The sequence below is a fragment of the Massilia pseudoviolaceinigra genome, assembly GCF_030846505.1.
GTDB lineage: Bacteria > Pseudomonadota > Gammaproteobacteria > Burkholderiales > Burkholderiaceae_D > Telluria_A > Telluria_A violaceinigra.
Genome location: NZ_JAVCWL010000020.1, coordinates 1 through 12,657, shown reverse-complemented (window position 1 = coordinate 12,657; position 12,657 = coordinate 1). Strand labels below are relative to the sequence as shown.

Annotated in this window: 13 protein-coding genes; 11 read left to right on the top strand and 2 right to left on the bottom strand. The window is 63.0% G+C overall.

All coding sequences use genetic code 11. The features are described 5' to 3' along the window. Nucleotides 1–106: 106 nt before the first annotated feature. Nucleotides 107–826, bottom strand: a complete 720-nt coding sequence (gene flgA, locus RBA40_RS19660) for a flagellar basal body P-ring formation chaperone FlgA (RefSeq protein WP_306649451.1) — start codon at nucleotides 824–826, stop codon at nucleotides 107–109. A gap of 183 nt (nucleotides 827–1,009) precedes the next feature. Here flgA and flgB point away from each other — a divergent pair, with 183 nt between their 5' ends. From flgB to flgL, 11 genes are all read left to right on the top strand, one after another. Further along, nucleotides 1,010–1,432, top strand: coding sequence for a flagellar basal body rod protein FlgB (gene flgB / locus RBA40_RS19655; RefSeq protein WP_099875574.1), 423 nt, complete (start codon nucleotides 1,010–1,012; stop codon nucleotides 1,430–1,432). A gap of 2 nt (nucleotides 1,433–1,434) precedes the next feature. Continuing rightward, nucleotides 1,435–1,836 carry a flagellar basal body rod protein FlgC gene (gene flgC / locus RBA40_RS19650; RefSeq protein ID WP_306649450.1) on the top strand — a complete coding sequence of 134 codons (402 nt, stop codon included), beginning with the start codon at nucleotides 1,435–1,437 and terminating at the stop codon, nucleotides 1,834–1,836. A gap of 26 nt (nucleotides 1,837–1,862) precedes the next feature. Continuing rightward, the gene (locus tag RBA40_RS19645; protein WP_306649449.1) at nucleotides 1,863–2,576 is read left to right on the top strand and encodes a flagellar hook assembly protein FlgD; all 714 of its coding nucleotides are present in this window, start codon (nucleotides 1,863–1,865) and stop codon (nucleotides 2,574–2,576) included. A gap of 38 nt (nucleotides 2,577–2,614) precedes the next feature. Further along, nucleotides 2,615–4,135 (top strand): flagellar hook protein FlgE, encoded by a 1,521-nt coding sequence (locus RBA40_RS19640; RefSeq protein WP_306649448.1) that lies wholly within the window; start codon nucleotides 2,615–2,617, stop codon nucleotides 4,133–4,135. A 118-nt stretch (nucleotides 4,136–4,253) separates the two neighbouring features. After that, on the top strand, nucleotides 4,254–5,000 hold the full coding sequence (flgF, locus tag RBA40_RS19635; RefSeq protein WP_306649447.1) for a flagellar basal-body rod protein FlgF: 747 nt from the start codon (nucleotides 4,254–4,256) through the stop codon (nucleotides 4,998–5,000). 74 nt (nucleotides 5,001–5,074) lie between these two features. Continuing rightward, nucleotides 5,075–5,857, top strand: a complete 783-nt coding sequence (gene flgG / locus RBA40_RS19630; RefSeq protein WP_306649446.1) for a flagellar basal-body rod protein FlgG — start codon at nucleotides 5,075–5,077, stop codon at nucleotides 5,855–5,857. 18 nt (nucleotides 5,858–5,875) lie between these two features. Continuing rightward, nucleotides 5,876–6,520: a flagellar basal body L-ring protein FlgH gene (locus RBA40_RS19625; protein WP_306649445.1), complete on the top strand. Its 645-nt coding sequence runs from the start codon at nucleotides 5,876–5,878 to the stop codon at nucleotides 6,518–6,520. Between the two features lie 11 nt (nucleotides 6,521–6,531). Next, a complete protein-coding gene (locus RBA40_RS19620) occupies nucleotides 6,532–7,638 on the top strand; it encodes a flagellar basal body P-ring protein FlgI (protein ID WP_306624267.1) in 1,107 nt (368 codons plus the stop codon). Nucleotides 7,639–7,648: 10 nt separating this feature from the next. Next, a complete protein-coding gene (gene flgJ / locus RBA40_RS19615) occupies nucleotides 7,649–8,644 on the top strand; it encodes a flagellar assembly peptidoglycan hydrolase FlgJ (RefSeq protein ID WP_306649444.1) in 996 nt (331 codons plus the stop codon). 190 nt (nucleotides 8,645–8,834) lie between these two features. Further along, complete coding sequence (flgK, locus tag RBA40_RS19610) at nucleotides 8,835–10,799, top strand: flagellar hook-associated protein FlgK (protein ID WP_306649443.1); 1,965 nt, start codon at nucleotides 8,835–8,837, stop codon at nucleotides 10,797–10,799. Between the two features lie 42 nt (nucleotides 10,800–10,841). Then, nucleotides 10,842–12,080, top strand: coding sequence for a flagellar hook-associated protein FlgL (gene flgL, locus RBA40_RS19605; RefSeq protein WP_306649442.1), 1,239 nt, complete (start codon nucleotides 10,842–10,844; stop codon nucleotides 12,078–12,080). 388 nt (nucleotides 12,081–12,468) lie between these two features. Here the strand turns inward: flgL and RBA40_RS19600 are convergent. After that, the coding region (locus RBA40_RS19600) for a hypothetical protein (protein ID WP_306649441.1) at nucleotides 12,469–12,657 on the bottom strand (189 nt) is incomplete at its 5' end.

Sequence of the window (12,657 nt, the reverse complement as noted above, 5' to 3'; positions counted from 1 at the left end):
CATTATCCTTCTCTGGGCGGAGCGGTAAAACCTCCAGGGTCTGCGTAAGTAACGGCGCTCGCGTCGTAAACTTTAGCGCTTTCCGGCGGGAGTTTGAACCCCTTGCCTAAAACACTACTTCGACCAGTCCGCCCGCCTTGGCCACGCCGCTGAGGATGGCGCCGGCCGGGGTCCGGACCTGAACCACCTGGCCATCGCTGGCGTTGCCGATCGCGCGCGCTTCGGCCGAGACCCGGAACCCGTTGCCGGTCGATACCACCCTGACCAGCTGTCCCTGCTGCACCACCGGCTTGCCGCGCAGGGCGTCGAGGCGCAAGGGCGCACCCGAGGCGAGCGACACCGTGCTGGTACGTCCGACAGCCTGCGCCATGTCGGTGACGATCCCGTTGGGCAATGCTGAAATGTCTCCTCTGAGAAACACTAATTGCGATTGCTCAATTGTCTGGCCCTGCGCCAGCGGCACCGCGGTGGCCACATAGTCCGTTACCACGCTCACTTGGGCCTGAATATACACCGTCCACGCGACCGGCGCAGTACAGCGCACGCCGACCGTGGTTTTTCCCCAAGTGCGTGCGCCCGGCTGCTGGAATGCCTGGGGCGCAGGGCAAGAAGCCAGGCTCATGCGCTGGTTGATGGGGCCGACCGTGACAGTCACTTCCCCCGCCAGCGCCGCGCTCTGGGCTTGCAGAAACGCTTCGGCCACGCGCTTTAACGCGGCCGGGTCCTGCAGCGCCAGCGCCGGGGTGGCCGCTGCCTGGGCGGCGGCTTTTGGCACGAAGCAACATTGGGAGGCAAGCAAGAAGGCAGTAATCAGGGCGATTTTCATATAGATTGCTTTCAGGAATGAGAGCATCATAGACTTCACGCGACGTTGCCGAACTTCCGAATAGCCGTGTTTTGGTGTTCCTTATCGTTCGATTGGGCCGGCAGCACGGCCCGTATGATTCTTCCTGTCATCACAAGTACATTGCCGCCCACCCGGAGGCAGTCGACAGATGCGGAGCACGACATGATTGGCAAACTCGACGATTACATGCGCTTTAACGAGACGGCCCTGAGCCTGCGCTCGCAACGCCAGGAATTGCTGGCGTCAAACATCGCGAATGCGGATACGCCTAACTACAAGGCGCGCGATATCGACTTCGCCAGCGCCCTGCAAGGCGTAATGGCCAAGACCACCCCGCCGGCCGGCGTGCTCAAGCAAACCGCCCCGGCCCATATGCCGACCGGCGCCCTCAAGGGCGACGTGCTGGCGAACGGCACCCCGCTGCTGTACCGCACCCCGGCCCAGGGCGCGGTCGACGGCAACACGGTCGACATGGATGTCGAGCGCAACCAGTTCGCCGACAACGCCCTGCGCTACGAAGCGGCGGTGACCTTCATCAACATGCAAATCCGCGGCATGAGCACGGCAATCCAGGGAGGCCAGTAATCATGTCGCTATTTAATATCTTTAACGTATCCGGCTCGGCCATGAGCGCCCAGGCCCAGCGTCTGAACACCACCGCCAGCAACCTGGCCAACGCCGACAGCGCCACCAGCGCCAGCGGCGAGGCTTACCGTGCCAAGCAGGTCGTGTTCGAGGCGGTTCCGACCGACGGCGGCGGCACCGGCGTGAAAGTGCGCGAAGTGATCGAAGATCCTTCCCCGCTCAAGCAGGTGTACGACCCCAAGCATCCGATGGCCGACGACAAGGGTTATGTGGCCATGCCGAACGTAAACGTCGTCGACGAGATGGTCAACATGCTGTCGGCCTCGCGTTCTTACCAGACCAATGTCGAAACCATGAACGCGGCCAAGTCGCTGTTGATGAAAACGTTGACCATCGGTCAATAACCTGAGTAATAAACTGAGAAACCGCCATGGCAACCGTCAATTCCAATGCACCCGTGATGTCGCAAGACTTGCTCAATTCCGTCAATCCCAAGAAGCCCAAGGCGGTCGAAGGCAGCGTCGAGGCGGACACCAACAAGTTCATGACCCTGCTGGTCACCCAGCTCAAGAACCAGGATCCGATGAATCCGCTCGACAATGCCCAGATCACCAGCCAGCTGGCCCAGCTGTCGACGGTCACCGGCGTCAACAAGCTGAACACGACCATGGAATCGCTCAAGTCGAGCTACCAGTCGTCGGAAGGCTTGCAGGCGGCCAACCTGATCGGCCACGGCGTGCTGGTGGGCGGCAATGGCGTGACCCTGGCCGGCGGCAAGGGCATCATGGGCGTCAACCTGGACAGCGCGGCCGACAAGGTGCAGATGATCATCACCGACCCAAAGACCGGCAAGGATATCCAGACCATCGACCTCGGCCAGCAGCCGGCCGGCACCGTGCCGATTGCCTGGGATGGCGTGGTCGACCCGACCAAACTCGATGCGGCCGGCAAACCGATCGCCCTCAAGGATGGCAATTACCTGATTCGTGTCGTCGCCGAGCGCGGCGGTGAAGTCTTAAAAGATGCCAAGGCCCTGTCGTTCGACACGGTCGCCAGCGTCACCACCAGCGCCAAGGATGGCGTCAAACTGAATCTGCCTTCGCGGGGCGTCGTGGCAATGAGCGACGTCAAGCAAATTCTGTAACCAAGCCGCTACTACTTATACTTTTTAGGAGAAACACCATGTCGTTTCAACAAGGACTTAGCGGCTTGAATGGCGCAGCCAAATCGCTCGACGTTATCGGCAACAACATCGCCAACGCCAGCACCGTCGGTTTCAAGGGCTCGCAGGCGCAGTTTGCCGACGTGTACGCCAATTCGCTCAATGGCGCCGGCGGCAACCAGGCCGGGATCGGCGTGAAAGTGGCGCAGATCGCCCAGCAGTTCACCCAGGGCAATATCGAAAGCTCGAACAACCCGCTCGACATCGCCATCAACGGTGCCGGCTTTTTCCGCACCGATGTCAACGGCGACGTCCAGTATTCGCGCAACGGCCAGTTCTCGCTCGACAAGAACGGTTTCGTGGTCAATGCCCAGGGCGCCAAACTGACCGGTTATGGCGTCAGCGAGGCCGGCAACATCCTGACCGGTTCGCCGATTCCCCTCAAGATCGACAACAGCGACATGAATCCGCTGGAAACGTCGCGCGTCGATACCAAGCTCAACCTCGATTCGCGCAGCCCGCTGCCAAAAACCGTGCCCTTCGATGCGACCGATCCGGAAACGTACAACAAGCAGACCTCGATCGACGTGTTCGACAGCCTGGGCAATTCGCACGTGATGTCGACTTACTACGTCAAGACCGGCCCCGGCTCGTGGGATGTGTACGTCGGCTCGGACGGGGTCGAAATGACCAACCAGGCCGTCGCCGCCGCCGCGCAGACCGATGCTGCCGCCGGTACCGCGCGCGACGCCTTCCAGACCGCCGCCACCAGCGTGCCGCCGGGTAACATGGCCGCCGCTGCCGCCGCCTATGCCACCGCCGCCGGTGCCGCCGTGGCCGCTGCCGCCGGCACCGCCGGTGCCACGCCGGCCCAGCAGACCGCCATTACCACGGCCGCCACCAGCGCCGGCGGCATCCCCGGCACCACGCCGGCCGAGATCGACAAGCTGATCGCCGCCGCCGTCAAGGTGCCTGGTGTGAGCGTCGGTCACCTCAATTTCGACGTCAATGGGGTGCTGAGCAATGCCGCCATGGCGCCGCAGACCCTGCCGCTGAAGATCGAGTTGCCGGTATTCCCACTGACCGGTGCCAAGCCGACCATCGAATTCGACCTGCATTTCGCCGGCTCGACCCAGTACGGCGACGCTACGGAAGAGAAGCTGTCGAGCCAGGACGGCTATACGGCCGGCAGCCTGCAGCGTTTCTCGGCCGGTCCCGACGGCACCATCCTGGGACAGTACAGTAATGGCGAATCGCGTCCGCTGGGACAGGTCGTGCTGGCCAATTTTTCCAATCCGAACGGGCTGCAACCGCTGGGTAACAATGCGTGGGCGCAAACACCAACCTCGGGTTCGCCGCTGATCGGTACGCCGAATTCTGGCAGTTTCGGCAATTTGCAGGCGTCGGCGGTGGAGAATTCGAACGTGGACCTGACGGCGGAACTGGTCAATATGATCACGGCGCAGCGGGTTTATCAGGCCAATGCGCAGACCATCAAGACGCAGGATTCGGTGTTGCAGACCCTGGTCAACCTGCGTTAATAGCTAGCTCGTCGTTCCAGCGAAGGCGGGAACGACGGGCTAGGGGTTGAACGACGGTGGTGGTGCGGGAACGATTAGTAGTGGTGGAACGCAGTAGGGCACGCTTTAAGGAAAAATCATGGATAGACTCATCTACACAGCCGCCAGCGGCGCCAAGCACATCCTGGAGCAGCAGGCCACCACCTCGCACAACCTGGCCAACGTCACCACGACTGGTTTCCGGGCCCAGATCGATGCTTTCCGCGCCGTGCCGATCGTCGGTGAAAACCTGCCCCTGCCCACGCGCGCCTTCGTGGTCAACGCTACCGTCAGCTCCGATTTTTCTTCCGGTCCCCTGCAATTGACCGGGCGCGACCTCGACGTCGCCCTCAAGGGCAAAGGTTTCCTCGCCGTGCAAATGCCCGACGGTACCGAAGCCTACACCCGCAACGGCGCCCTGCAGATGAATGAAAATGGCTTGCTCACCAACACCGCCGGCTTCACCATCCAGGGCGACGGCGGCCCCATCACCGTACCGCCCGAAGTGTCCGTCTCCATCGGCGGCGACGGCACCATTTCCACCATCGCCACCACCACCAAGCCGGGTGCGCCCACCGTGCTGGGCCGCCTGAAACTGGTCAACCCGCCCGAGCAGGACCTGGTGCGCGGCGACGATGGCCTGTTCCGCCTCAAGAACGGCAGCGCCGCCCCGGCCGACCCGCAAGTGGCGGTGGCCGGCGGCGCCCTCGAAGGCTCCAACGTCAGCCCGGTCGATGCCATGGTGACCATGATTTCCCTGGCCCGCTCGTTCGAACTGCAAATGAGCCTGATGAAGAATGCCGAGAACAACGCGGCGAAAGCCACCCAGATCCTCGCTTTGGGATAACACAAGGGCGCGCATAATCTCTTCATTGATCGGTGCGTGGCGATGTTCGCCGGCCGCCGTTACTGGAGAAGACCATGATTCGTTCCCTTTTTATCGCCAAGACCGGCCTGGAAGCGCAGCAGACCAACCTGGACGTCATCACCAATAACCTGGCCAACGTCAGCACCAACGGCTTCAAACGCAGCCGCGCCGTGTTCGAAGATTTGCTGTACCAGAATGTCCGCCAGCCAGGCGCCCAATCCTCGCAACAAACCCAGCTGCCGTCGGGCCAGCAGATCGGTACCGGCGTGCGCGCCGTCGCGGTCGAACGTATCCATACCCAGGGCAATCCCCAGCAGACCGGCAACTCGAAAGACGTGATGGTCAACGGCGCCGGTTTCTTTTCGGTGCTCATGCCGGACGGTACCGCCGCCTACACCCGCGACGGCTCGTTTCAGAGCGATTCCAACGGCCAGCTGGTCACCTCGTCCGGCTTCGTGGTCCAGCCGGCCATTACGGTGCCGGCCAATGCCCAGTCGCTCACCGTCGGGCGCGACGGCACCGTCTCGGTGACCCTGCCGGGCACCAATGCGCCATCCCAGATCGGCAGCCTGCAACTGAGCACCTTCGTGAATCCGGCCGGACTGGAGTCGAAAGGCGAAAACCTGTACGTGGAAACCGGTGCCTCGGGCAATGCCAACACCAATACCCCGGGCACCAACGGCGCCGGCGTGCTGCTGCAAGGCTACGTGGAAACCTCGAACGTGAATGTGGTCGAGGAAATGGTCAACATGATCCAGACCCAGCGCGCCTACGAGATCAACAGCAAGGCGATCACCACGTCCGACCAGATGCTGCAAAAACTGTCGCAGCTCTAAGCCCTCAGGAGATTATTCATGAAGCCTTTCCTCATCGTTTCCCTGCTGGCGCTGGCCGGTTGCGCCGCCACCCCAAGCTCGATCGTGCAGCGGCCCACCAGCGCACGTCCCCTCATGGCCGAGGAGAGCGCGCCCGCCAATGGCGCCATCTACCAGCGTTCCCAGTACCGTCCGCTGTTCGAAGACCGCCGCGCGCGCCACATCGGCGACATGCTGACCATTAATATCATCGAGAAAACCTCGGCCGTGAAAGCCGGCGCCAGCTCGGGCAACAAGTCCGGCTCGGCCAGCTTCGCCGCGCCCGGCGTGATCAAGGGTGTGTTCGGCGCTTCCGTAGGGGTCGAGGGCGCCAACAAGTTTTCCGATTCGGACAACCAGAGCGCCAGCAACACCTTCACCGGCACCATCGGCGTGACCGTCACCGAGGTGCTGCCGAACGGTAACCTGATCGTGGCCGGCGAGAAGCAGGTCGCCATGAACAAGGGCATCGAGTTCATCCGCTTCTCCGGCATGATCAGCCCTGACAACATTGGCAGCGGCAACACCGTCTCGTCGACCCAGGTGGCCGATGCGCGCGTCGAGTACCGCACCAACAGCCAGATCGACCGCGCCGAAGTGACGGCGATGGTGTCGCGTTTCTTCCAGTCCCTGCTGCCATTCTGATCGGAATATTCATGCGTGCATTCCTGAAAACCGCTGCCCTGGCTTTGTCGCTGACCCTGCTGCCGCAGGCCGTCCAGGCCGAACGCCTGAAGGACCTGACCACGATCGCCGGCGTGCGCCAGAATCAGCTGAGCGGCTATGGCATCGTCGTCGGCCTCGATGGCAGCGGCGACCAGACCACCCAGACCCCGTTCACGGTGCAGTCGATCGTCTCCATGCTGCAAGCCAAGGGCGTGAACATGCCGCCGGGCACCAGCCTGCAGCTCAAGAACGTGGCCGCGGTCATGGTGACCGCTTCGCTGCCGGCGTTTGCCCAGCCTGGCCAGACCATCGATATCACGGTCTCGTCCATCGGTAACGCCAAGAGCTTGCGCGGCGGCACCCTGATCATGACGCCGCTGCAAGGGGCCGATAACCAGGTCTACGCCATGGCGCAGGGCAATGTGCTGGTCGGCGGCGTCGGCGCCCAGGCTGGCGGCGCGCAGGTCCAGGTCAACCATCTTTCGGTGGGCAAGATTTCGGGCGGCGCCACGGTCGAGCGCGCCGTCGCCTCGAACCTGGGCGAGAACAACCAGATCCGCCTGGAACTGAACACCACCGACTTTTCCACCGTGGCCCGGGTGGTCGAAGCGATCAACAACCATTTCGGCCCGGATATCGCCACCGCGCTCGACGGGCGCGTGATCCGCGTGCGCTCGCCTTCGTCGAGCGACCAGCGGGTCGCTTTCATCGGCATCCTGGAAGGGCTGGAAGTGAACCCGTCCAAGCTGGCCGCGAAGGTCATCATGAACGCCCGCACCGGCTCGGTGGTGATGAACCAGACCGTGACCCTGGACACTTGCGCGATTTCGCACGGCAACCTGTCGGTGACGATCAGTTCCGATCCGCAAGTGAGCCAGCCGGGGCCGTTCTCGGGCGGCCAGACCGTGGTCACCCAGAATACCCAGGTCGAAGTCAAGAAAGACCCGGGCAAGGTGGTCATGGTCAAGGGCGGCGCGTCGCTGGCCGAAGTGGTCAAGGCCATGAATGCCATCGGAGCCTCGCCGCAAGACTTGCTCTCGATCCTGCAGGCGCTCAAAGCGGCCGGATCGCTGCGCGCCGAACTCGAAATCATCTGAGGACGCCATCATGATCGGCCCATCGAACGACCTGAGTAGCAAGCTTGCCCTCGACACCAATGCCCTGGGCGGGCTCAAGCAGTCGGCCAAGGCCGGCTCCCCGGAGGCGCTGAAAACGGCCTCGACCCAGTTCGAGGCGATGTTCATCAACATGATGATGAAAAGCATGCGCGACGCCACGCCCCAGGGCGAAGGCATGCTCGACAGCCAGCAAACCAAGACCTTCACCACCATGCTCGACCAGCAGATGAGCCAAAACCTGGCCAAGCGCGGGGTCGGCCTGGCCGATGTGCTGATCCGCCAGCTGAGCACCCAGACCGCCAATGCGCAGGCGCTGGCGATCAACGGCGATGTGCTGGCCCAGCCGGCCCAGCCGATAGCGATTGCCGGCGACCAGCCCGCCAGGCGCATCGCCATGCCGCCAGGGCGCGATGCCGGCGAAATGGTCAAGTCGCCTGGCGCGCTGCTCACGCCGGCGGCGCCATCGATGCCATCGATGCCATCGACGCCATCCGTGCCGGGCGTGAGCGCGAGCGGGCGGCCGCAGTCGCCGCACGTGCGCGCGTTCCAGGAAAAACTCGGCGCCCATGCCGACGAAGCCTCGCGCGCCACCGGCATTCCGGCCAAATTCATGCTGGGCCAGGCCGCGCTCGAATCGGGCTGGGGCAAGCGCGAGATTCGCAATGCCGACGGCGGCACCAGTCACAACCTGTTCGGCATCAAGGCCGGCCCTGGCTGGACTGGCAAGGTTGCCACGGCGGTTACAACCGAGTACGTGAACGGCAAGCCGCAGACCCGGGTCGAGAAATTCCGCGCCTACGATTCGTATGCCGACAGTTTCAAGGATTACGCGAAACTGATCACGAATAACCCGCGCTACGAGAAAGTGCTGGCCAACTCCCAGGATGCGGCCGGTTTCGCCCATGGCCTGCAAAAGGCCGGCTACGCCACCGATCCGCTGTATGCGGCCAAGCTGACCAAGATTATCCAGCGCAATCTGGCCTGACCGGCCTGGGCGGCCGGGTGGGGCCCGGCCTGAGGCGGTGGGGCCATTCGCGGCCCGGCCTGTTGCGGCCCGGCCTAGCGCGGCCCGGCCTAGCGCGGCCCGGCCTAGCGCGGCCCGGCCTAGCGCGGCCCGGCTCAAGTTTCTCCAGAATCTGCCGTAGATAGAGTTATTCAAGGAAAGAAACCACATCATGTCTGGAAATCTCCTCAACATCGGCAAGACCGGTTTGTTCGCAGCGCAAGTGGGTTTGTCCACGACCGGACACAATATCGCCAACGCCAATGTGGCCGGCTACAGCCGCCAGACGGTGGTCCAGGCCAGTGGCATCGCCCAGGGCTATGGCTATGGTTTCATGGGCAGCGGCACCGAAGTGGAGCAGATCAAGCGCTATTCCGACAGTTTCTTGAACGGCCAGGTGCGTTCCGCCCAGACCCAGGTCAGCTCGCTCGACGCCTTTTATTCCCAGATCAGCCAGGTAGACAACTTGTTGTCCGACACCACGTCGGGCCTCTCGCCGGCGCTGCAGGATTTTTTCAAGGGCGTGCAGGACATGGCCTCGAACCCGTCGTCGGCCGCGTCGCGCCAGGCGGTGCTGTCGAATGGCGAATCGCTGGTGTCGCGCTTCCAGGGCATCGATGACCGCCTGACCGAGATCCGCCAGGGCGTCAACAGTGAAATCACGGCCAAGGTTGGCGTCATCAATTCCTATGCGCAGCAAATCGGCCAGCTCAACGACAAGATCGCCCAGCTCAGCACCGGTACCGGCAACGAGCCGAACGACCTGATGGATGCGCGCGACCAGCTCATCGCCGATCTGAACAAGGAAGTCAAAACCACTGTCACGCGCGGCAATAACAACAGCCTGACGGTCTCGATCGGCAGCGGCCAGCCGCTGGTAGTGGGCAACAAAGCCTTCCAGCTGGCGGCCACCACCTCACCGACCGATCTGAGCCGGGTCCAGGTCGGCCTGGTGACCGGCAGCAAAGTCACCGTGCTGGCCGACAGTGCGCTCTCGGGTGGCGAACTGGGCGGCCTGATGGAATTTCGTTCCGGCACTCTAGACCGTACCCAGAATTCGCTCGGCCGCGTAGCCATCGGCCTGGCGCAAACGTTTAACGCGCAGCACCGCCTCGGTATCGATGGCGCCGGCAATCCGGGCGGCGACTTCTTCAAGGTTGGCGTGCCCGTGGTCGGGCGCAATATCAACAATGCGGTCGGCAGTACCACCGATGTGCAGGCGGCCATCGTCGACCCCACCGCGCTGACCCAGAGCGACTACAAGGTCAGCTACGACGGCACCAATTACATGGTGACCCGCCTGTCGGATAACAAACCGTTCCCGGTCACCCCGTTCCCGCAGACTGGCCCGCAAACCATCGATGGCGTGGCCTTCACCGTCACCGGCAGCGCGGCGGCGGGCGACAGCTTCCTGGTGCGCCCGACCATCAACGGCGCTTCGGACTTTGCGATGATGGTCAACGAGCGCAACTCGATTGCCGCGGCGGCCCCGATCAGCACCAGCCTTCCGCTCAGCAACAAGGGTACGGTCACCATCAGCGAAGGCAATGTCGACGCGTCGTACCTGACGCCCGGCAATGCACTGACGGCGCCGGTCAACCTGACCGTGGGCGGCGCCCCGGCCGGCCTGTCGGGTTTCCCTGCGACCCAAGCCGTGACCGTCACCACGAATGGCGTGGCCACGACGTATCCGGCCGGCACCCCCTCGATTCCCTTCACGGCTGGCGCCAACTACAACTTCGGCGGCGTCAACCTGAAGTTTGCCGGCACCCCGGTCGCGGGCGACACCTTCACGGTCAGCCCCAATACGAATGGCTCGGCCGACAACCGCAACGCGCGCCTGCTGGGCAACCTGCAGACCAAACCGATCCTGGATGGCGGCAAGGCCACCTACCAGTCGGCCTACGCCGAGCTGGTCAGTTTTGTCGGCAACAAGACGCGCGAAGTGCAGGTTAACGGCCAGGCCGGCGATACCCTGCTCAAGCAGGTCACGGCAGCCCAGCAGGATGTCTCGGGCGTGAATCTGGATGAAGAAGCGACCAACCTGCTCAAGTACCAGCAAGCCTACCAGGCGGCCGGCAAGGTGATGCAGATGGCCAGTACCTTGTTCGATACGGTGCTGTCGATCAGCCGTTAATCAATGTCAATGTAATTGAGCAGTTCAGTCGAGGGACACAGCATGCGTATCAGCACCAACTCCATTTACGCCAACGGCATCGGTCAGCTCGGCAGTTTGCAGAGTCAGATGGCCAAGACCCAAATGCAGCTGTCGACCAACCGCCGCCTCGTGACCACCGCCGACGATCCGGTCGCGGCCGCGCGCGTGCTCGAACTGACCCAGTCGGCCTCGGTCAACGAGCAGTTCAAGGTCAACCGCATGAACGCCAACAGTTCGCTGGGGCAGGTCGAAGGCGCGCTCACCAGCGCAACTACCCTGATGCAGGAAATCCAGCGCCTTTCGGTGTACGCCGGCAATGGTTCGCTGACCCCGCCCGACCGCGAAGCGATCGCGATCGACCTCGAATCGCGCATGCAGGATTTGCTGGCCGTGGCCAACACCGAAGATGGCGTGGGCGGCTACCTGTTTGCCGGCCACCGCGCCAATACCCAGCCGTTCACGCAGACCGCCGGCGGCGCCCAGTACAACGGCGACCAGGGCCAGCGCCAGTTGCAGGTCGGCTCGTCGCGCACGATGCCGGTGAGCGAAACCGGCAATGTCATCTTTGAGCGCAACATGACCGGCAACGGCGATTTCCAGACGCGCGCCGCCGCTGGCAACACCGGTTCGGGCCTGGTTTCGCCGGGCACGGTGACCGACAAGGCGGCCCTGACCGGCCACAATTACAGCGTGACCTTCGCGGTGACGGCGACCACGCCGCCAGTGACGACCTACATGGTGACCGACACCACCACCAACGAATCGATTCCGCGCCCGCCGGCGGTGGCCACGCCGCAGCCGTACAAGACCGGGCAGCAGATCGCGTTCGACGGCATGGCGCTCGACGTCAAGGGCGAACCGGCCAACGGCGACAGCTTTACGACCCAGCCGAGCGTGAACCAGTCGGTGTTTACCACCATCACCGACCTGGTGGCGGCGCTGCGCCAGCCGACCATCGGCGCCGGCGGCAAGGCGCAGCTGGCTAACAGCCTGAGCGTGGCCAATGCCAATCTCGGTTCCTCGCTCGACAACATCCTGTCGGTGCGCGCCTCGTTCGGTTCGCGCATGCAGGAACTCGATTACCTCGACAGCGCGGGTTCGGACCGCGACATCCAGTATCAGACCGCCATGTCGAACCTTCAGGACCTGGACATGGTCAAGGCCCTGTCGCAGTTTGCGCAGCAGCAGACCTCGCTCGAAGCGGCGCAGAAATCGTTCAAGATCATGTCGGGGTTATCGCTGTTTAATTTCATCGGCTAGCGCTTGCTGAACATGGGTCGACAGCCTGTCGATCCCTATGGGCCTGTTCACCGGCTGTAGCCAGCCGGATCGCATCCGCATAAACTCTTCATCGGATGGCACGCAGCGGATCGTCCAGCCAGCTGGCCGGTGCCTCGCCCGGCAAGGGCAATATCCGGCCTCGATCGTTACCCGGTTGGTTCCTTCCCTGCACGACTTAATCAATTGCGCAAGGCCTTGGGCCTGACCCGGTAAGGCTTGTCCGAGTCCGCTCTACTGCACGTCAACCAGATCCGACGCTACGAGGCGGAACGGCGTAGCCGCCCGTGGACGCCCTGTTCTGGCTGGACAACGTGCTGCATGGGCGGCTCGATGACTTGGTGTTCGGATATGACGCGCTGTCACCGTTTCAGGTTTCGTGAGGAGGTGGAGCCGGGGTGGGAGAATCAATTAGCGTTTCCCTAGGACAGGGCGGCAATACTGGGGACTGCTCCGTGCGATCCTGAAAATCCCTGGAAAAAATGTCTTCCAATTTTTCTTTCCCATCCAGAACCGAACGTATCCTATCGCCGGTTTGGGTTTGTGAGAATGTATATTC

Excerpts from the sequence above, each read along its gene's own strand:
- flgC (WP_306649450.1), top strand. The coding sequence starts at position 1,435 with ATGTCGCTATTTAATATCTTTAACGTATCCGGCTCGGCCATGAGCGCC.
- flgJ (WP_306649444.1), top strand. The coding sequence starts at position 7,649 with ATGATCGGCCCATCGAACGACCTGAGTAGCAAGCTTGCCCTCGACACC.
- RBA40_RS19625 (WP_306649445.1), top strand. The coding sequence starts at position 5,876 with ATGAAGCCTTTCCTCATCGTTTCCCTGCTGGCGCTGGCCGGTTGCGCC.
- flgG (WP_306649446.1), top strand. The coding sequence starts at position 5,075 with ATGATTCGTTCCCTTTTTATCGCCAAGACCGGCCTGGAAGCGCAGCAG.
- flgF (WP_306649447.1), top strand. The coding sequence starts at position 4,254 with ATGGATAGACTCATCTACACAGCCGCCAGCGGCGCCAAGCACATCCTG.
- RBA40_RS19645 (WP_306649449.1), top strand. The coding sequence starts at position 1,863 with ATGGCAACCGTCAATTCCAATGCACCCGTGATGTCGCAAGACTTGCTC.
- RBA40_RS19620 (WP_306624267.1), top strand. The coding sequence starts at position 6,532 with ATGCGTGCATTCCTGAAAACCGCTGCCCTGGCTTTGTCGCTGACCCTG.
- RBA40_RS19640 (WP_306649448.1), top strand. The coding sequence starts at position 2,615 with ATGTCGTTTCAACAAGGACTTAGCGGCTTGAATGGCGCAGCCAAATCG.
- flgB (WP_099875574.1), top strand. The coding sequence starts at position 1,010 with ATGATTGGCAAACTCGACGATTACATGCGCTTTAACGAGACGGCCCTG.
- flgL (WP_306649442.1), top strand. The coding sequence starts at position 10,842 with ATGCGTATCAGCACCAACTCCATTTACGCCAACGGCATCGGTCAGCTC.
- flgK (WP_306649443.1), top strand. The coding sequence starts at position 8,835 with ATGTCTGGAAATCTCCTCAACATCGGCAAGACCGGTTTGTTCGCAGCG.
- flgA (WP_306649451.1), bottom strand. The coding sequence starts at position 826 with ATGAAAATCGCCCTGATTACTGCCTTCTTGCTTGCCTCCCAATGTTGC.